The sequence below is a fragment of the Poseidonocella sp. HB161398 genome, from assembly GCF_005870025.1.
In the GTDB taxonomy this organism is placed as follows: domain Bacteria; phylum Pseudomonadota; class Alphaproteobacteria; order Rhodobacterales; family Rhodobacteraceae; genus Mangrovicoccus.
In genome coordinates this window covers 1-18,207 of record NZ_VATA01000096.1, presented here as the reverse complement: position 1 = coordinate 18,207, position 18,207 = coordinate 1, and the positions used below count along the sequence as shown (strand labels likewise).

Sequence of the window (18,207 nt, the reverse complement as noted above, 5' to 3'; positions counted from 1 at the left end):
TTCCCGCAAATGACAACACTGTTCCGCAGTCTCCCGTCTTGTGCATAGCGCCGGATAGGCAGGGAACAGAAGGCGGCATCCGTCGGGCCGCGCAGGCAGCCGGGCCAAGGTGGCCGCCTTACGCGGCCCTGAGATTTTCGAACTGGAAGACTTCCCTTATATTGTCGTTCTGAACCTTGAAGAGGGCCTCTAGCCATTTCGTCCGCTCCATGGTCTTCCCGTGATCGGAAAGCCCCGTCTTGGTGAAGGCGAGCTTGAACATGTCTCGGATCTTGCTGCGGGGCAGCCCGCCGGCGATGGCATGGGCGATGTCCTCGCAATCGGCGACCCGCAGAGAGGGATTGGCGCGGGACGTCTCGACCTCCCATTGGATCGGGACCTTTCCGGCGAGGTCTTCCAGCGTCGTCCTGATCTGGCGGTGCTGCGCGATCCGCAGCGGCGTCGGAGTGGTCTTCTGCCAGGCCTTCAGCCAGGCTAGCGGCGTGACCTGGCTGCGGCGGGTGACGGCGAACTCCTCGAAGCTCTGTCCCTCATAGGCGCGTCCCTCCTCGAGATACCGGTCGAAATTCTGCTTCATGTACTGCGAATAGTCGCCGTAGATGAATTCCGAGAAGGGCCGCAGGAAGACCAGGACGGTCATTGCGGCCTGCGCGGCCGCGCAGGCCTCCGGCAGATGCCCCATGCGCGGGCCCATCGAGATCAGGTCCTCGTGCGAGAGGATGACGGTATGGGCATTTCCGAACATCCCGTCCATGCCTTCGCCCGTGATATCGAGGAGACGCAGGCCGTTGCCGGGATGCGATGTGCCGGGATCCGGATAGACGATGCCCTCTTCCGCGAGCCTGGCGCGATTGGCGACCATCACCCGTTGCAGATAGGTGGACCCGCATTTCGGCGAGCCGACATGGAGGATCAGGTGCCGCGTCATGCCACCCGCCTCGATCCGCTTGCTGCCGCCGCTGCGGGCAGAAGTGCAGCTGCGACATCCTCGAGGCTCTGCCCGAGTGGCGAGAGGTCGATCTGGCGCGCGCCCGGAGGAACCGGCGTTCCCGCCTCGCTCCAAGCCGCGGCCAGGGCGCGGGCCAGGGCCGTGGGCTCTGGGTCTGTCGAGCGGATCAGCGGGCTGAAGCGCGACAGGTCCTTCGGACCGAAGCTATTGGTGACAACCCGCACCCCGGCCGCCGCCATTTCCAGCGGCAGATGGCTCGGATGCGGCGAGTACATCAGCGACAGGCCGAGATCGACCGTCGTCAGAAAGACGGGGTATTCATCCATCGACAGCTTGCCCAGGCTCTGGACCTCCAGCCCGCCGGGAAGCTGGATCGGGTCATGCGCCAGGCCGACCGACACGATCTCGGCCGATTCGGGCGTCAGCCGCTGCGACTTGGCGAAGGCGGCGAGCGCCTCGATGCAGACCGGGAACATGTTGCGCGGCACTTCCGGCCGGCCATAGATCGCGATCCGGCGCTTGCGGCGCGCCTCCAGCCGGTCCAGCCCGGCATAGCGGCCGATATCGATCGAGGGCCGGAAGGCCAGGGCAGGGGCCGCGCCGAATCGGTGCCCGAGCGCCGTGAAATAGTCGCGCAGGAGCGTGGTGTTGAAGATCGGGATGCAGGGCATCGCATAGCTCTGCATCGCGGCGGCGAATTCGGTGCCCCAGGCGTAGAAATTCGGCTCGTAGTCCTGGATCAGGTAGTGGAACCGGCTTGTCTGCATTCCCGGCTGGGCCAGGACCGTCTGCGCGACATGGGCGGTCCACCAGGCGGTAGCGATGATCATCTCGGTCGGGGCGAAGCCGATCTCGTCGGCGGTGACGCCGCACTGGATCTCGATCCGGCCGAGCGCGCTGTCGCGCAGGCCCGGCGTGATGCGCTCGCCGATGAAATTGCGGCTGGCATGGGCGCTGAGCACCGGCAGGTCGGTGGCAATGAAGCGGACCGGGCAGCCGCGCTCGGCGAGGCTGATGCCCAGCTGCAGCGCCGTGGCCACGCCGGCGAAGATCTCGGTCGGGTTCAGCGTGGGGATGAGGACCGTGCAGCCCGCCGGACGCGCCGGCACGGCCCGGGGGCGCCAGCGCGGCGTCATCCGCGGATCGGCATAGGCCTGCCAGGCCCGTCCTGCCGCGGCCGGTCCGATCCCGCTGCCGCCGCCTCTGGGCACCGCACCCGGGGCCATGCTGTAGCCCAGGTCGTCGAATTCCTTCAGCCGGTTGCTGAGATCGAGCCGCAGCATCCGGCGCGCGGCCCAGACCAGCCGTCCGGCCTTGACCACCCCCTGGCTCATCGCGTGATCCGCCAGTTCTCGGTAGCCGCGCAGCGCATAGCCGATCGCGTCGCCGAAGAAGGCGAAGCCCGGGCCGTAATGGCGCAGATAGGGGCGCAGGCAGCGCATCCGCCGCCGGTCGAATGCGGCAGGTTCGCTCATCGCGATCTGGTCAGCGCGCAGCACCAGCGATTTCGCCAGGTAGCAGGCCAGCGAGAAGCTGGCGAAGCGGTGGCGCAGCCAGGCGCGGCTGGGAAAACGCTGCGCGCTGCGGCCGGTGGTGCAGCCGACGGCATTGCCGCCATGCTGCCGGTAGTCGACCGTCGCCCGGCGCAGGACCCGCACCGGCCCCTTGGCGGCGGCGATCAGCCCGATCCAGAGATCATGGTAGTAGAAGAGCCCGGCCTGCTGCGGGAAGGGCAGGGCATGGGTGGCCACGTCGCTGGTGAAGACCGCGGTCATGCCGGTGACATTGTTGCGGTAGAGCAGGCGGCGCAGGCCGGAGGCCGGGGCGCGGTTCTCCCGCGCGAAAAGCGACGGCGCGATCAGCGCGCCTTCGGCATCGACCAGCCGCGCGTCGGTATGCACCAGGTGGCAGCCCGGGGTGGCGCGCAGCGCCTCGATCGAGCGTTCCAGCTTGTCGGCGTGCCAGCGGTCGTCCTGGTCGCAGAGCGCGAAGAAATCGCCCTTTCCCGCCTTTCCCAGCGCGGCTTCCAGGCCGAAGGCAAAGGCCGCGACGGCGTTCAGGGCCCGCGGCGGCAGGTGCAGCTCCGCCTCGATCCCGGCATCGCGGACGGCGCGCTGCACCAGCTTGCCCGAGCGCAGGTCGGCGATCACCGCATGCAGCCGCAGCAAGACCCCGCTCTGCGCGGCCAGGGAGGCGATCTGTTCCGCCAGATGGCGCGGCTGCGGATCGTAGACGGCCATCACGACCTGCACGGTGGGCACCCGTGCTGTCATTTGGCGCATCGGGGCGGCAGGTCCGGGCTGCGGGGCCCGGAGACGGAAGGACGGCGGTAATCTGGCTGCACTCTCAAACCCTTTTCGATACGTTCAGTCCGGGCCGCCGGGTCGGGCCGTTGGTCCGGGATGCCGGTCCGCCCTGGCCGACCGCTCCGGCAAGAAAAAGGTAAAAGCCTTAAATTTCCCTTAGGCCTCTCCGTCTAGGCAGGAGGGCATGTCCAGTCCGACTCCCTGCCTCCCGCCCCGATCCGCCGATCCGCCCGCCCCTGCCGCGGGGGTGCCGGGGACGATTGCGGCGATTCTGGTGAACTACAATTCCGGTTCGCAGCTCTCGCAGGCGCTGCAGTCGCTGGCCGCGCAGAGCCGCCCGCCGGACGAGATCGTGGTGGTCGACAACGGCTCGACCGACGGCTCGCTGGGGCTGGTCGACTGGCAGCGGCATCCGGCGATCAGGCTGGTCTGCCTGTCGGACAACCGCGGATTCGCGGCCGCCTCGAACGCCGCGGCGCGGATTGCGCGGGCCGAGTGGCTGGCGATGCTGAACTGCGACGCGGCGGCGGCGCCCGACTGGCTGGAGGCGCTCTCGGCGGCGGCGGCGCGCCATCCGGACTGCGCGATCTTCGCCTCCGCCCAGGCGCTGATGGACCGGCCCGCGATGATCGACGGGGCGGGCGATGTCTATTCGGTGACCGGGCTGGCCTGGCGCGGCGGCCACGGGCGGCCGGTCGCGGGGATGCCGCGGGAAGGGCGCTGCTTCGCGGCCTGCGCGGCCGGGGCCTTCATCTCGCGCCGCGTCTTCCAGGAGCTCGGCGGCTTCGAGGAAAGCTTCTTCTGCTATCTCGAGGACGTGGATTTCGCCTATCGCGCAAGGCTGGCCGGGCATGACTGCCTCTTCGTGCCCTCGGCGCGGATCCTGCATCGCGGAGGCGGCTGCTCGGGGCCGGTCAGCGACTGGACGATGCGGATCAGCAGCCGCAACCGCCTGCATCTCTATCTGCGCAACACGCCGCTCCTGCTGCTCCTGGCGACCTGGCCGCTCTTCGGGCTGGGGCTGGGCCTGTCGGTCCTCCAGGGGCTGCGCCACCGCCGCGGCCGCGCGGTGCTGGGCGGGCTGGCAGAGGGGCTGCGGCAGCTTCCGGCAACGCTGGGCCAGCGGCGGCAGCTGGCGCCGCCGCTGCTGCCGCCGCGCCAGATCTGGCGGGTGATGAGCTGGAATCCGTTCGGCGCGCTCGGCCGCCGTCCCCGCATCCGCGCTCTGCCTGCGGGGGCGCCCTGTCCGGTGCCGGTCCCGGCGGAATCCGGCCTGCCGCCGCCGGTTCCGGCGGGGTGAGACGATTATGTCGCGCCGCAGCCGTCGCAAAATCGTCACGCCAAGGCTACATTAGTCCCCGAAACCGGCAAGCGACTATCGGGGAGACGACGCATGCGCATTGCAGTTCTGGGTGGAGACGGGTTCGTCGGCTGGCCGACGGTGCTGCACCTGTCGGAGGCGGGCCATGAGGTCCATATCATCGACAACCTGTCGCGCCGCTGGATCGACACCGAGCTGGGCGTGCAGTCGCTCACCCCGATGGACAGCGTGCAGGAGCGCTGCCGGATCTGGCACGAGGTGACAGGGCGGCGGATCCATTTCCACCTGATCGACGTCGCCAAGGACTACGAGATCTTCAAGGCCTGGCTGACCGGGCACCGGCCTGACGCGATCATCCATTTCGCCGAGCAGCGCGCCGCGCCCTATTCGATGAAGACCGACCGCCACAAGGTCTATACCGTCAACAACAATGTCAGCGCGACGCATAACGTGCTGGCGGCGATGGTGGAAACCGGGGTTGACGCGCATCTGGTCCATCTGGGCACGATGGGGGTCTACGGCTATTCGACCATCGGCGCGGCGATCCCCGAGGGCTATCTGCCGGTCGATATCGAGCGGCTCGACGGCCAGAAGGTCGAGCAGGAGATCCTCTACCCGACGCGTCCGGGCTCGGTCTACCACATGACCAAGTCGCTCGATCAGATCCTCTTCCAGTTCTACGCCCAGAATGACGGCCTGCGGATCACCGACCTGCACCAGGGCATCGTCTGGGGCACCCATACCGACCAGACGCGGCGTCATGCGCAGCTGATCAACCGTTTCGACTATGACGGCGATTACGGCACGGTGCTGAACCGCTTCCTGATCCAGGCGGCGATCGGCTATCCGCTGACCGTGCACGGCACTGGCGGGCAGACGCGGGCCTTCATCCATGTGCAGGATTCGGTGCGCTGCATCGAGCTGGCGCTCGGCGACGCGCCCGCGCGCGGCGAAAGGGTGAAGATCTTCAACCAGATGACCGAGACCCACCGGGTCCGCGACCTGGCCGAGATGATCGCGAAGATGACCGGGGCCAAGGTGTCCTACCTGCCGAACCCGCGCAAGGAAGCCGCCGAGAACGAGCTGATCGTGAAGAACGACCAGTTCCTGGAGCTCGGGCTGAACCCGACCACGCTGGCCGAGGGACTGCTCGAGGAAGTGGTCGAGGTGGCGAAGAAATTCGCCCATCGCGTCGACCGCTCGCGCGTTCCGGCGGTGTCGGGCTGGACCAAGGAGCTCGGCGCGCGGGTCGACCGCGATCCCGAGGGCAAGGCGCTGCGCGAGGTCAGCTGAGTGTCGGGCCTGCTGGCAGGCACGCCCCCGCTGTCCGAACATGCCTATGTGACGCTGGTGACCAATGCCGATTACGCCCGCGGGGCGGCGGCGCTGGTCCGGTCGCTGCGGCTGACCGGCACCCAGGCGGATTGCGTGGTGCTTTTCACCGGGGGCGTGGCCGATGCCGATCTCGACCCGCTGCGCGCGCTTGGCGCGCGGCTGGTGCGCACCGATCTGCTGGAGACCTCGGAGGCGTTCAACGCCGCCCATGCGCGCAAGGCGCTGCATGGCGCGGCGCCCTTCACCAAAGGGGAGAAGCCGTCCTTCCATACGCCGCTGGACAATTTCGCCAAGCTCCGGCTGTGGCAGCTGACGGAGTACAGCGCGGTCGTCTTCATCGATGCCGACGCGATCGCGGTGCAGAATTGCGACAAGCTCTTCGGCTATCCGGAATTCTGCGCGGCGCCGAATGTCTATGAGAGCCTTGCCGATTTCGGCCGGATGAATTCGGGGGTCTTCACCGCGCGGCCCTCGGAGGCGACCTTCGCCGCGATGGCGGAGGCGCTCGACGCGCCCGGGGCCTTCTGGCGGCGCACAGACCAGACCTTCCTTCAGAGCTTCTTCCCGGACTGGCACGGGCTGCCGGTCTATTACAACATGCTGCAATATGTCTGGTTCGCGATGCCCGAGCTCTGGGACTGGGCGCAGATCCGCATCCTGCATTTCCAGTACGAGAAGCCCTGGCAGGACCCGCATCCCAAGGCGCGCGAGCTGGCGCCGCTGATCGGATTGTGGCAGCGGATCGAGGCCGGGGGCGACATGCCGCCTCTCGAAAGCCTGCCGCGGCCATGACGGTCTGGGCGGTCACCGGCGGGACCGGGCTGGTGGGGCGGTTCATCGTCGAGGATCTGCTGGCGGCGGGCGAGGAGGTCGTGGTCCTGAGCCGGACCCGGCTGCCCGATCCGCCCTTCTCCCGGCCGGTCGAGGTCCGGCCAGTCCTGCTCGACCGGGCGGCGGAGACGGATGTCTCCGGCGTCGACTGCCTGGTTCATTGCGCCTTCGACCATCTGCCCGGCCGCTACCGCGGCGGCGAGGGCGGTGATCCGGCGGGCTTCCGGGCGCGCAATGTCGAGGGGTCGCTGTTGCTTTTCCAGACGGCGCGGGCGGCGGGGGTGCGCGCGGCGGTCTTCCTGTCCTCGCGCGCCGTCTACGGCGCCTATCCCCCCGGCACGCTGCTGCGCGAGGACCTGCCCGCGCGGCCGGACACGCTCTACGGCGCGGCGAAGCTTGAGGTGGAAGAGGGGCTCGCGGCGATGGCGGGCCCGGATTTCGCGGCGGCGTCGCTGCGGGCGACCGGGGTCTTCGGCGCCGGGCCGGGGCAGAAATGGGCCGGGCTTTTCGCCGACCACCTGGCGGGGCAGGCGGTGACGCCGCGGGTGGCGACCGAGCTGCACGGGGCCGATCTGGCGGCGGCGGTGCGGCTGGTGGCGGGGCGGAGCGGCGTCTGGAACGCCTCGGACCTGCTGCTCGACCGGCGCGACCTGCTGGCCGCGGTCAATGCCGCCACCGGGCGCGACCTGCCGCTGCCCGCGCGGGCCGATGCGGCGCTGGTCAGCGCGATGGACTGCGCCCGGCTGCGCGCGCTCGGCTGGGCGCCGCGCGGCGCGGAGCGGCTGCAAGACGAACTGCCCGCGATGCTCGGCGCGGCAGCGGCGCGGGCCTGACGGCAGCCTTTCGGGGGCAGGACGGTCACAATTGCCGGCAATTCCGCCGCCCGGCTTGACCTTGCGGCCCGGACGTCCTTTATCCCAAGGACCTTGCGAGCCGGATTCCCCTGATGGACGACACCCTGATCACCGCCGCGGCCGCGACCGGCCTGCCTGTCCTGCCCCGCCGGGGCGGCGGCGCCGTGCTGCCGTCTGCGCGGGCCTGGGCAGATCCCGCCCGGCCGCGCCTGGTTCTGGCCGATCCCGCGACCGAGGCGCCCCGGGCGCTCCTGCCGCTGTCGCGCGCAGCCGAGGTCGAGCGGGCCGTGGCCCGGGCACGCGGCGCGATCGGGCAGGGCGACCGCGCGGCGATCCTCGAGCGGCTGATCGCGGAGATCGGGGCGCGGCGCGAGGAGATGGCCCAGGCGATTTCCCGCGACATGGGCTCGCCGATCGATTTCGCCCGCGAGAAGCAGGTCGAGGCCGCCTGCGACCACCTGCGCGCCACGCTGAACGCGCTGCGCGCCATGTCCGACCGCGACGAGATCGCGCCGGGCGGGCACGAGGTCCATCACGTCCCCGCCGGGGTCGCGGCGCTGATCACGCCCTGGAACTGGCCCCTGAACCAGGTCGCGCTGAAGGTCGGCGGCGCGCTGGCCGCGGGCTGCGCGATGATCCTGAAACCCTCGGAGCTCTCCACCTCCGCCGCGCTGATCTTCGCGGACTGCATGGAGGCGGCCGGGGCGCCGGAGGGGCTCTTCACCCTGCTCGCTGGCGACGGCGAGACCGGGCGGCTGCTGGCGGCGCATCCGGGGATCGACATTGTCAGCTTCACCGGTTCCACCTCGGTCGGCCGCGGCATTGCGGCGGCGGCGGGGGCCAATCTGGTGCCCGCGCTGCTGGAGCTCGGCGGGAAATCCGCAAACCTGCTTTTCGCCGATTGCGATCTGGCGCTGGCGGTCCGGCAGGGGGTGGCGCATTGCTTCCGCAATTCCGGCCAGTCCTGCAACGCCGCCTCGCGCATGCTGGTCGCGCGCGAGGTCTATGACGCGGCAGTGGAGCTGGCGGCCGAAGAGGCGGCCTCCTGGGTGATGGGCGCGCCCGCAACCCGCGGCGGCCATCTGGGCCCGCTGGTCTCGCAGGCGCAGTACGACCGCGTCCAGGCCCATATCGAGGCGGCGCTGGAAGACGGCGCGCGGCTGGTATCGGGCGGTCCCGGCCGGGCGGAGGGCTTCGAGCGCGGCTGGTATCCGCGCCCGACGGTCTTTGCCGATGTCGCGCCCGGCATGCGGCTTTTCCGCGAGGAGGTCTTCGGCCCGGTCCTGTCGATCACGCCCTTCGAGGACGAGGCAGAGGCGGTCCGGCTGGCCAATGAGGGCGAGTACGGGCTGGCGGGCTACCTGCAGACCGCCGATCCGGCACGCCAGCGCCGCGTCGCCCAGGGGCTGAGGGTCGGCATGGTGCAGATCAACGGCCGCAGCCGCGCCGAGGGCGCGCCTTTCGGCGGCGTCCGCCAGTCGGGCTATGGCCGCGAGGCCGGCATCTGGGGCATCCGCGCCTTCCAGGTGGTCAAATCGGTCAGCGGGCTCGACCCGCTCTGACCGGCGCGCCGCGGGCCATCACGGATTTGTGATCTGACCTTCCAGCGCGGGAGGGGCCGATTGGCACGGGAAAGGCTCCGTCGCAGGTGCTATCTAGCGCCATGCGGGCGCCGCCCGCGATCCGTTCCGAGGAGCCCGTCCGATGTCGCTGCATGATCCCGTCAGTTTCCGCCTCACCGGCCTCAATTGCGGCGCCTGCGCCAGCCGTGCCGAGAAGGCGCTTGCCGCGGTGCCCGGGGTGGAGGCCGCGCAGGTCAACCTCGCGACCCATACCGCGCAGGTTTCGGGCGGGCGCGTGGCCGACTGGACCACGGCGCTGAGCGAGGCTGGCTATCCGGCCGAGACCGCGCGGGTCGTGCTCGATATCGACGAGATGAGCTGCGGCATGTGCTCGGCGCGGGTGGCCAAGGCGCTGGAGGCGGTGCCGGGCGTGGTCTCGGCCTCGGTCAACCTGGCCGGCGCGCGGGCGGTGGTCGAGCTGCTCGAGGGCGCGGCCGGGGCGCAGGATCTCGCCGCGACGGTGACCAAGGCGGGCTATCCCGCCCGCCCGGCCAGCTTCGACGCGCCGCGCCCGGCGGGCGATGGCGGCGAGACGGAGGCGCTGCGCCGCGACCTGGCGGTCTCCGCGGCGCTCAGCCTGCCGGTCTTCCTGCTGGCGATGGGCGGGCACATGATCCCGGCGGTGCATCACTGGATCGAGATGGCGATCGGCACGCGGGCGAACTGGACCATCCAGTTCGTGCTGGCGACGCTGGTGCTGATCGGCCCCGGCCGCCGCTTCCACGCCAAGGGCTGGCCCGGGCTCTTCCGCGGCGCGCCCGACATGAACGCGCTGGTCGCGCTCGGCACCACCGCCGCCTGGGCCTATTCCACCGTGGCGCTCTTCCTGCCGGGCCTCTTGCCCGACGCCGCGCGCGAGGTCTATTTCGAGGCCGCCGCGGTGATCGTGACGCTGATCCTGCTCGGCCGCTGGCTCGAGGCCCGCGCCCGCGGCCGCACCGGCGCCGCCATCGCCCGGCTGAGCGACCTGCGCCCGGCCACCGCGAACCGGCTGCGTCCTGATGGCAGCGAAGAGGCGCTGCCGCTGGTCCAGGTGATCGCGGGCGACCTCCTGCGCGTGCGCCCGGGCGAGCGGCTGCCGGTCGATGGCGAGGTGGCCGAGGGCGCCAGCCATGTCGACGAGTCCATGCTGACGGGCGAACCGCTGCCGGTGGCCAAGGGGCCGGGCGCGGCGGTGACCGGCGGCACCGTCAACGGCACTGGCGCGCTGGTGGTCCGCGCCACCGCGGTCGGCGCCGACACGGTGCTCAGCCGGATCATCGCCATGGTCGAGGAAGCGCAGGGCGCGCGGCTGCCGATCCAGGCGCTGGTGAACCGGGTGACGCTGTGGTTCGTGCCCGCGATCCTCGGCATCGCCCTTCTGACCATCCTCGCATGGCTGGCTTTCGGCCCCGAGCCGCGGATTGCCCATGCGCTGGTCGCCGGGGTGGCGGTGCTGATCGTCGCCTGCCCCTGCGCGATGGGCCTCGCCACGCCGGTCTCGATCATGGTGGGCACCGGCCGCGCGGCCGAGCTCGGCGTGCTCTTCCGCCGGGGCGATGCGCTGCAGTCGCTCGCGGGCGCGCAGATCGTCGCCTTCGACAAGACCGGCACGCTGACGGAAGGACGGCCCGAACTGGTTTCGGTCGACTGCGCCCCGGGCTGGAGCCGCGAGACGCTGCTGCCGCTGGCCGCCGCCGCCGAGGAGGGCTCCGAGCATCCCGTCGCCGCCGCGATCCGCCGCGCCCATCCCGGCCCGCTGCCCGGGGCGGAGGCCTTCGAGGCGGTGCCGGGCCAGGGCGTGCGCGCCCGGGTCGGCGGCCGCGAGGTGCTTGCCGGGAATGCCGCGCTGATGGCCGGGATCGCGCTCGACGGGCTGTCGGGCGCTGTGGCCGGGGCCGAGGCGGCGGGCCGGACGGTGCTCTATCTCGCTGTCGACGGCGCGCTGGCCGGGGTGCTCTCGGTGGCTGACCGGCTGAAGCCCGATACCGCGGAGGCGCTCGCCCGGCTCCGCCGCGACGGCCTGCGGCTGGCGATGGTCACCGGCGACAGCCCTGCGGCGGCCCGCGCCGTGGCGGCGGAGCTGGGCATCGACGAGGTCCATGCCGGCATCCGCCCCGAGGGCAAGCGCGCCGTGCTCGAGGCGCTGAAGGCCGAGGGCCGCACCGCCTTCGTCGGCGACGGCATCAACGACGCCCCGGCGCTCGCCGCCGCCGATATCGGCGTGGCGCTCGGCACCGGCACCGATGTCGCGATGGAAAGCGCCGATGTCGTGCTGATGTCGGGCAGCCTCGCGGGCGTGCCGGCCGCCTTCGAGGTCAGCCGCGCGACGCTGCGCAACATCCGCCAGAACCTGGCCTGGGCCTTCGGCTACAATGTCGCGCTGGTGCCGGTGGCGGCGGGGCTGCTCTATCCGCTCAACGGCATGCTGCTCTCGCCGATGCTCGCGGCCGGGGCGATGGCGCTCTCCTCGGTCTTCGTGCTGACCAATGCGCTGCGGCTCCGCCGCGCCGCCGGGCGGGGCTGAGCGCGGGCCCGATCCGGCGGACTGCGGGCCTCCGGGTGCCACGGCGGCCGAGTCGGGCCTTCTTCCGCGCGGCGACGGCCCCGCTTGACGGCGGCTTCCGGGCGGGCCAGCCTAGGCGCGACCGCCAGGAGAGCCGCCATGGACCGCGCCGACGACCTTGCCCATCTCAGCCGCACGATCGAGCTGGCCGACCTGTCTGCGGCCGAGGGCAACCATCCGTTCGGCGCGCGGCTCGTCGGCGCCGACGGCACCGTGCTCGGCGAGGCGAAGAACACCCATTCCACCGATGGCGGGCCGGGCCATGCCGAGGCCAACCTCGCGCGCGAGGCGGCGCGGCGCCACGGCATCGCCACGCTGCGCGGCGCCACGCTCTACACCTCGGTCGAGCCCTGCACCATGTGCGCGGGCACGATCTACTGGGCGGAGATCGGCGCCGTGGTCTTCGGCATGACGGAGAAGCGCCTGGCCGAGCTGACCGGCGACGACGCGCAGAACCCGACCCAGGATCTGCCCTGCACCGCCGTCTTCGCGGCCGGCCGGCGCCAGATCGCGGTACGCGGCCCGTTCCCCGAGCTCGAGGCGCGCATCGCCGCCCAGCATGCCGCCTTCTGGACCCGCTGAGATGCAGCCCGTGCCGCTCCTGATCACCGGCGCGCTGGAGGATGACGGCTTCCTCGACTGGATCCGCCACCGCGCGCATCTGCTCGATCTCGACATCTCGGTCGCCCGGCTCTCGCCGCGCCAGATCCGCGTCTCGGTCGCCGGGCCCGCGCCGCTGGTCGACGCGATGGAGGCCGCCTGCAGCCTCGGCCCCGCCAGCGTTCTGGTCGACCGGATCGACCGGCCGGAGGCGGGCGCATGACCACCTTTCCCGTCGCGCTCGCGCATGACCTGCCGCCGGGCCGGGTGCAGCGCGCCTTCGCCGGCGGGCGCGACCTGGTGCTCTGGCGCAGCGCCTCGGGCCGCGCCATGGCCTGGGACAACCGCTGCCCGCATCGCGGCATGCGGCTCAGCCACGGCTTCGTCCGCGGCGAGCGGCTGGCCTGCCTCTATCACGGCTGGCAATACGGCACCGAGGCGGCCTGTGCCCATATCCCCGCCCATCCCGATCTGGCGCCGCCCGCCACGATCCGCGCCGCCGCCTATGACCTGGCCGAGGCCGGCGGGGTGATCTGGGTGGCGGACGAGGGCTATGCCGATCCGCCCGACATGCCGCTTGCGGTGATGCCGCTGCGTAGCCTGACCTTCCGCTGCGATCTGGCGACGCTGGCCTGGGCCTGCGGGCTGGAGCCCGCGCCGCTCCTCTTCCTGCCCGAGCATCCGAGCCTGGTGATCGCGCCGAACCCGCTCGGCCCGGACCGGACCGAGGCGCATGTGCTGACCGCGCCGCTCCATGCCGCGGACCGCATCGCCGCGATCCACCAGACCGAGGCGCTGCGCCGGCTGGCAGAGGAGGCGGCGGGATGAGCCGGGAGCACGCGCTCGACGACTGGTATCCGGTGGCCGACACCGTGCTGCCGCAGATCCGCGCGACGCGGCTGCTCGACACCGACCTGTCGGTCGCCTGGGACGGCGAGACCGCCTCGGTGACCGGCCCGGACGGCACGGCCTATCCCGCCGAAATCCGCTTCGACCATGTCTGGACCTGCCTCGGCCCGGCGCCGCGGCCGCTCTTCGGCATCGAGGAGGCGGACCAGCCCGGCCGCCGCCGCGTGCCCTGCGGCGGGGTGCGCGTGCGCTGCTCGCCGCTGCGCGCGGTGGAGAACTTCCTCGACATCGCCCATTTCCCCTATGTCCATACCGGCATCCTCGGCGCCGAGCCGCATACCGAGGTCTTCCCCTACGAGGTGAAGATCCGCGAGGAGGTCGACGAGGTCTGGGCCACCAAGGTCAGCTTCTACCAGCCGCAGGCGGCGAAATCCGCGGGCGGGGCCACCGATATCCGCTACGAGTACCGCGTGCCCCATCCGATGGCCGCCGTGCTCTACAAGACCTGCCCGCCGCGCCCCTCGGAATGGGACGTGATCGCGATCTTCGTGCAGCCGGTCTCCGAGACGGTCTGCATCGCCTGGCCCTGGATGGCGCTGTTCGACGACACGTCGAGCCAGGCCGAGCTGGTGCAGTTCCAGCAGGAGATCTTCCTGCAGGACCGCTCCATCCTCGAAAACCAGATCCCCGCCGGGCTGCCGCTCGACCCGCGGATGGAGATCCCGACCCGCGCCGACCTGACCTCGGTCGCCTATCGCCGCTGGCTGAAGCGGCGGGGCGCGCTCTACGGCGCCTTGACGGAGGCGGAATGACCCCGACGCTCTATACCCATGTGCTCGATGCCGAATGCTACAAGGTGCGCCTGCTGGCCGCGCTGCTCGGCCTGCCGCTCGATTGCGTCGCCGTCGACAGCTATCCCGGCGAGGAGACCCGGTCGGAGGCGTTCCTGGCGCTGGCGCCCGCGGGAACGCTGCCGGTGCTCGAGGCGGGGGGGCTGGTGCTCTGCGGCGCGCCCGCCATCCTGACCTGGCTCGCGGCGACCGGCGACGTGACCGAGGGCTGGATGCCGCAGGATCCGGCGCCGCGGGCGCAGATGCAGATGTGGCTCGGCTTCTCGCAGCGGCTCTCGGCCACGGCCGGGGCGGCGCGGCTGGAGGCGATGTTCGACATGCCCGCCCCCGAAGGCGCGCTCGCCGCGGCGGAGGCCTGCCTGCGCGAGCTGGAGCTGCACCTGGCGATCCGCGCGGTCGATGACGGCGCCTGGCTGGTCGGGGACCACCCCTGCATCGCCGATATCGCCTGTTTCGCCGATGTCGCGCTCTGCCCCGATGCCGGGCTCCTGCATGACGAATTCCCCTTCCTGCGCCACTGGCTCTACCGGCTGCGCGCGCTGCCGGGCTTCCTGCCGATGCCGGGGATCCATCCGCTGCACGAGCTGCGCGCCGGCTGAGCCCGGCCCGGCGGCATCCCGCGCCCGGCCCATTGGCCGCAGGGCAAGGCGCTTGAGCCGTTGCCTTCGGGCGCTATTGTTTCGACGCGTGCCGCCTTCGGGCGGAGCGCCAGTTGCGACGAGTAGGATTCCAGGAGGACCGATGCAGGTCACCACAGTCACCACCGCCCCGATCGAGGGCCAGAAGCCCGGCACCTCCGGTCTGCGCAAGAAGACCCGGGTGTTCATGGAGCCTCATTTCCTCGAGAACTTCGTCCAGGCGATCTGGGACGGGATCGGCGGCGTCGAGGGCAAGACGCTGGTGCTGGGCGGCGACGGCCGCTATTTCGGCGACCGCGCGGCGCAGGTCATCCTGCGCATGGCGGCGGCTTCGGGCGCGGCCAAGGTCATCGTCGGGCAGAATGCCATCCTGTCGACTCCGGCGGCCTCGAACATGATCCGCAAGCGCCAGGCCTCTGGCGGGATCATCATGTCCGCCAGCCACAATCCCGGCGGCATCGACGAGGATTTCGGCGTCAAGTACAACACCGCCAATGGCGGCCCGGCGCCCGAGGGCGTGACGGACAGGATCTTTGCCGCGACCAAGACGATCAGCGCCTACAAGATCCTCGAGGCGGCGGATGTCGACCTGTCCACCGTGGGCGAGACCACGCTGGGCGGCATGGCGGTCGAGGTCGTCGACCCGGTCGCCGACTATGCCGAGCTGATGGAGAGCCTCTTCGACTTCGCCGCGATCAAGGCGCTGTTCGCGGGCGGCTTCACCATGCGCTTCGACGCGATGCATGCCGTCACCGGCCCCTATGCCACCGAGATCCTGGTGAACCGCCTCGGCGCGCCGGCCGAGACGGTGATGAATGCCGTGCCGAGCCCCGATTTCGGCGGCGGCCATCCCGATCCGAACCCGATCTGGGCCAAGCCGCTGGTCGATCTGGTCATGTCCGGCGCCGCGCCGGATTTCGCCGCCGCCTCGGATGGCGACGGCGACCGCAACATGATCCTGGGCAAGGGCATCTACATCACGCCCTCGGATTCGCTGGCCGTGCTGGCGGCGAATGCCCATTACGCGCCGGCCTATGCCGGCGGGCTGGCCGGGGTGGCCCGCTCGATGCCGACCTCCGGCGCGCTCGACCGCGTGGCGGCGGCCAAGGGGCTCGACTGCTACGAGACGCCGACCGGCTGGAAGTTCTTCGGCAACCTCCTCGACGCGGGCAAGGCGACGCTCTGCGGCGAGGAGAGCGCCGGGACCGGCGCCGACCATGTCCGCGAGAAGGACGGGCTCTGGGCGGTGCTGCTGTGGCTGAACGTGCTGGCGGGCTCGGGCAAGTCGGTGCAGGATCTGATGGCCGCGCATTGGGCGGAATTCGGCCGCAACTACTATTCGCGCCATGACTACGAGGGCGTCGATGCCACCGCCGCCAACGGGCTGATGGACCATGTCCGCGGCCAGTTCGCGACGCTGCCCGGCACCGTGATCGAGGGGCTGACCGTCGAGACGGCCGACGAGTTCGCCTATGACGATCCGGTCGACGGCTCCCGCTCCGAAGGGCAGGGCCTGCGGATCGGCTTCGCGGGCGGCTCGCGCATCGTCATCCGGCTTTCGGGCACCGGCACCGTGGGCGCCACGATCCGCGTCTACCTGGAGCTGGTGGAGACCGACCCGGCGGCGATGGACAAGGACCCGCAGGAGGCGCTGGCCGCGGTGATCGCCGCCGCCGAGTCGATCGCGGAGATCAAGTCCCGCACCGGCCGCGACGCGCCCGACGTCATCACCTGATCCCCGATTACCCGATCCCCGGGCGGGCGGAAGGCGCGGCCTTCCGCCTGTCTGCCCCGGCTTCCGCCAAGTCACTCGACGGAACCCAGGTCCGCATGCGTTTGTTTTCCACACGGTTGGGGAGCCGCTGGAAGACAACGAGGAAGGACCGATGTCTCATTCGAAACACGACCACGACCTGGGCTTTGCGCATGACCTGCCCCGGATGCTCGGGCGCCGCCGCCTTCTGGCGATGATGGGCGGCCTGGGACTGGGCGCGGCCTCCGGGCTTCCGGCAGCTGCCGCCTCCTGCGTCGCGCTGCCCTGGGAGACCGCGGGGCCCTATCCGGCCGACGGCTCGAACGCGCGCGACGGCGAGACGCTCAACGCGCTCGCCCAGGAGGGCATCCTGCGCAGCGACCTGCGCGGCTCCTTCGGCGAGGGCCAGGGCGAGGCCGAAGGCGCGCTCCTCGAGCTGGAGCTGACGCTGCTCGACGCCGATGGCTGCACGCCGCTCGCGGGCCGCGCCGCCTATGTCTGGCACTGCAACGCCATCGGCGACTATTCGCTCTACGACGTGCCCGAGGCCAACTGGCTGCGCGGGCTGGGTGTCGCCGATGGCGACGGCAAGCTGCGCTTCACCACCATCGTGCCGGGCTGCTATGACGGGCGCTGGCCGCATATCCATTTCGAGGTCTTCGAGAGCGCCGAGGCGGCCGTCGCCGGGACGGCCTCCGTGCTGACCGCGCAGATCGCCATGCCGGGCAAGGTGGTCGGCGCGCTCTACGAGGCGGATGCGCGCTATTCCAACGGCACGCGAAACCTCGGCCGGATCACCATTCCGACCGACAATGTCTTCGGCGACAACAGCGAGGCCGAGCTGGCGCAGCAGACGCTGGTGATGGCCGGGGATCCCTCCGCGGGCTATCGCGGCACGGTGACGGTGCCGGTCGATTTCACCGCGGACCGCAGTACCTCGATGGCGCCGCCCCCGGACGGGATGGAGGGCGATGCGCCGCCGCCTCCGGGCGGCTTCGACGGCAGCGCCCCGCCGCCGCGGCCCGACGGCACGGTGCCGCCGCCGCCGCGTCCCGAATAGGCGCGGGCAATGCCCCCGGCCGGAACCGGGGGCAGGGCGTCATTCCGGCAGGCGCGCGTCGTAATCCGCGCGCAGCCCCTGCCAGGCATCCCAGAAGGGCGCCGGATCGGTCCCCGAGAGCCGCGCCGCCAGGATGTCGAGATGGGCATGCCAGCCTGCGCTGACCCCGAGCCGCGAACCGCGGTCCATGAGCTTGCGGTGCACCAGCGTCAGCAGCACCTCTTCGCCCTTCGGCTCCAGCGTGATGCGCACCTCGCTGCCGGTGCCCCAGGTGAAGGCCAGGACGCGGTTCTCCTCGGCCTCCAGCACCGTGCAGGCCATCGAATGCTCGTCGCCGAGGCCTTCGGGTCTCTCGCCCGGCGGGTCGGTCAGCTCGTCATTGCGCCAGGTCAGGGTGAAGTCCCGCCCGGCCTCGGGGACCATGTCGCCGGATGCCAGCCATTTGCGGCGCAGCTCGCTGTCGGCGAGATAGCGCCAGATCCGCTCCGCCGGTCCGGGCAGGCGGCGGCGGATGGTCAGTTCGGTCGGGCCGGTGAGGGTTCCATAGGCCTCGTCCTGGATCATGTCCTTCATTCCTCTTCTCCTTCCTGTTGCTGGGGGTCGTCGTCGTCTTCCGCGCGCAGGAGCGCCTCCAGCGCGTCGAGCCGTCCGGTCCAGAACCGGGAATACCGGTCGAGCCAGTGATGCGCCTCG

16 protein-coding genes are annotated in these 18,207 nt (G+C 71.2%); 13 read left to right on the top strand and 3 right to left on the bottom strand.

Annotated elements, in window-relative coordinates; all coding sequences use genetic code 11:
• Positions 1-118: 118 nt before the first annotated feature.
• Both FGX59_RS33550 and FGX59_RS33545 read right to left on the bottom strand, forming a co-directional pair.
• Positions 119-928 (bottom strand): hypothetical protein, encoded by an 810-nt coding sequence (locus FGX59_RS33550; RefSeq protein ID WP_138472649.1) that lies wholly within the window; start codon positions 926-928, stop codon positions 119-121.
• Entirely contained in the window at positions 925-3,222 is a 2,298-nt protein-coding gene (locus FGX59_RS33545) for a glycosyl transferase family 1 (RefSeq protein WP_138472647.1), read from the bottom strand. Before FGX59_RS33545 ends, FGX59_RS33550 begins: the two co-directional genes overlap by 4 nt.
• 217 nt (positions 3,223-3,439) lie before the next feature.
• Between FGX59_RS33545 and FGX59_RS33540 the strand changes: the two genes are divergently transcribed.
• The 13 genes from FGX59_RS33540 (at position 3,440) to FGX59_RS33480 (ending at position 17,514) form a co-directional block, all read left to right on the top strand.
• Complete coding sequence (locus FGX59_RS33540; protein ID WP_138472645.1) at positions 3,440-4,555, top strand: glycosyltransferase family 2 protein; 1,116 nt, start codon at positions 3,440-3,442, stop codon at positions 4,553-4,555.
• Positions 4,556-4,648: 93 nt separating this feature from the next.
• Positions 4,649-5,869 carry an NAD-dependent epimerase/dehydratase family protein gene (locus tag FGX59_RS33535; RefSeq protein WP_138472643.1) on the top strand — a complete coding sequence of 407 codons (1,221 nt, stop codon included), beginning with the start codon at positions 4,649-4,651 and terminating at the stop codon, positions 5,867-5,869.
• Positions 5,870-6,703, top strand: coding sequence for a glycosyltransferase (locus tag FGX59_RS33530; RefSeq protein WP_370296448.1), 834 nt, complete (start codon positions 5,870-5,872; stop codon positions 6,701-6,703). It begins immediately after the preceding gene.
• On the top strand, positions 6,700-7,575 hold the full coding sequence (locus tag FGX59_RS33525) for an NAD(P)-dependent oxidoreductase (protein ID WP_138472641.1): 876 nt from the start codon (positions 6,700-6,702) through the stop codon (positions 7,573-7,575). The genes FGX59_RS33530 and FGX59_RS33525 overlap by 4 nt, the downstream gene beginning before the upstream one ends.
• A gap of 113 nt (positions 7,576-7,688) precedes the next feature.
• Positions 7,689-9,158 carry an aldehyde dehydrogenase family protein gene (locus tag FGX59_RS33520; RefSeq protein ID WP_138472639.1) on the top strand — a complete coding sequence of 490 codons (1,470 nt, stop codon included), beginning with the start codon at positions 7,689-7,691 and terminating at the stop codon, positions 9,156-9,158.
• Between the two features lie 142 nt (positions 9,159-9,300).
• Entirely contained in the window at positions 9,301-11,724 is a 2,424-nt protein-coding gene (locus FGX59_RS33515; protein WP_138472636.1) for a heavy metal translocating P-type ATPase, read from the top strand.
• Between the two features lie 138 nt (positions 11,725-11,862).
• Positions 11,863-12,345 carry a nucleoside deaminase gene (locus tag FGX59_RS33510; RefSeq protein WP_138472635.1) on the top strand — a complete coding sequence of 161 codons (483 nt, stop codon included), beginning with the start codon at positions 11,863-11,865 and terminating at the stop codon, positions 12,343-12,345.
• Position 12,346: 1 nt separating this feature from the next.
• Positions 12,347-12,586, top strand: a complete 240-nt coding sequence (locus FGX59_RS33505; protein ID WP_138472633.1) for an acylphosphatase — start codon at positions 12,347-12,349, stop codon at positions 12,584-12,586.
• Positions 12,583-13,191 (top strand): Rieske (2Fe-2S) protein, encoded by a 609-nt coding sequence (locus FGX59_RS33500; protein ID WP_138472631.1) that lies wholly within the window; start codon positions 12,583-12,585, stop codon positions 13,189-13,191. Before FGX59_RS33505 ends, FGX59_RS33500 begins: the two co-directional genes overlap by 4 nt.
• Positions 13,188-14,024, top strand: coding sequence for an aromatic ring-hydroxylating dioxygenase subunit alpha (locus FGX59_RS33495; protein ID WP_138472629.1), 837 nt, complete (start codon positions 13,188-13,190; stop codon positions 14,022-14,024). Before FGX59_RS33500 ends, FGX59_RS33495 begins: the two co-directional genes overlap by 4 nt.
• On the top strand, positions 14,021-14,662 hold the full coding sequence (locus FGX59_RS33490; RefSeq protein ID WP_138472627.1) for a glutathione S-transferase family protein: 642 nt from the start codon (positions 14,021-14,023) through the stop codon (positions 14,660-14,662). Before FGX59_RS33495 ends, FGX59_RS33490 begins: the two co-directional genes overlap by 4 nt.
• A gap of 142 nt (positions 14,663-14,804) precedes the next feature.
• Positions 14,805-16,436, top strand: coding sequence for an alpha-D-glucose phosphate-specific phosphoglucomutase (locus tag FGX59_RS33485; RefSeq protein WP_138472625.1), 1,632 nt, complete (start codon positions 14,805-14,807; stop codon positions 16,434-16,436).
• 151 nt (positions 16,437-16,587) lie between these two features.
• Complete coding sequence (locus tag FGX59_RS33480; protein WP_138472623.1) at positions 16,588-17,514, top strand: hypothetical protein; 927 nt, start codon at positions 16,588-16,590, stop codon at positions 17,512-17,514.
• Positions 17,515-17,553: 39 nt separating this feature from the next.
• Here the strand turns inward: FGX59_RS33480 and FGX59_RS33475 are convergent, their stop codons facing one another.
• Entirely contained in the window at positions 17,554-18,087 is a 534-nt protein-coding gene (locus FGX59_RS33475; protein WP_138472621.1) for an SRPBCC family protein, read from the bottom strand.
• Between the last annotated feature and the right edge of the window lie 120 nt (positions 18,088-18,207).

Coding starts and splice junctions, on each gene's coding strand:
- FGX59_RS33480 (WP_138472623.1), top strand. CDS start 16,588: ATGTCTCATTCGAAACACGACCACGACCTGGGCTTTGCGCATGACCTG.
- FGX59_RS33510 (WP_138472635.1), top strand. CDS start 11,863: ATGGACCGCGCCGACGACCTTGCCCATCTCAGCCGCACGATCGAGCTG.
- FGX59_RS33505 (WP_138472633.1), top strand. CDS start 12,347: ATGCAGCCCGTGCCGCTCCTGATCACCGGCGCGCTGGAGGATGACGGC.
- FGX59_RS33500 (WP_138472631.1), top strand. CDS start 12,583: ATGACCACCTTTCCCGTCGCGCTCGCGCATGACCTGCCGCCGGGCCGG.
- FGX59_RS33485 (WP_138472625.1), top strand. CDS start 14,805: ATGCAGGTCACCACAGTCACCACCGCCCCGATCGAGGGCCAGAAGCCC.
- FGX59_RS33520 (WP_138472639.1), top strand. CDS start 7,689: ATGGACGACACCCTGATCACCGCCGCGGCCGCGACCGGCCTGCCTGTC.
- FGX59_RS33525 (WP_138472641.1), top strand. CDS start 6,700: ATGACGGTCTGGGCGGTCACCGGCGGGACCGGGCTGGTGGGGCGGTTC.
- FGX59_RS33550 (WP_138472649.1), bottom strand. CDS start 928: ATGACGCGGCACCTGATCCTCCATGTCGGCTCGCCGAAATGCGGGTCC.
- FGX59_RS33490 (WP_138472627.1), top strand. CDS start 14,021: ATGACCCCGACGCTCTATACCCATGTGCTCGATGCCGAATGCTACAAG.
- FGX59_RS33515 (WP_138472636.1), top strand. CDS start 9,301: ATGTCGCTGCATGATCCCGTCAGTTTCCGCCTCACCGGCCTCAATTGC.
- FGX59_RS33475 (WP_138472621.1), bottom strand. CDS start 18,087: ATGAAGGACATGATCCAGGACGAGGCCTATGGAACCCTCACCGGCCCG.
- FGX59_RS33535 (WP_138472643.1), top strand. CDS start 4,649: ATGCGCATTGCAGTTCTGGGTGGAGACGGGTTCGTCGGCTGGCCGACG.
- FGX59_RS33540 (WP_138472645.1), top strand. CDS start 3,440: ATGTCCAGTCCGACTCCCTGCCTCCCGCCCCGATCCGCCGATCCGCCC.
- FGX59_RS33495 (WP_138472629.1), top strand. CDS start 13,188: ATGAGCCGGGAGCACGCGCTCGACGACTGGTATCCGGTGGCCGACACC.
- FGX59_RS33545 (WP_138472647.1), bottom strand. CDS start 3,222: ATGACAGCACGGGTGCCCACCGTGCAGGTCGTGATGGCCGTCTACGAT.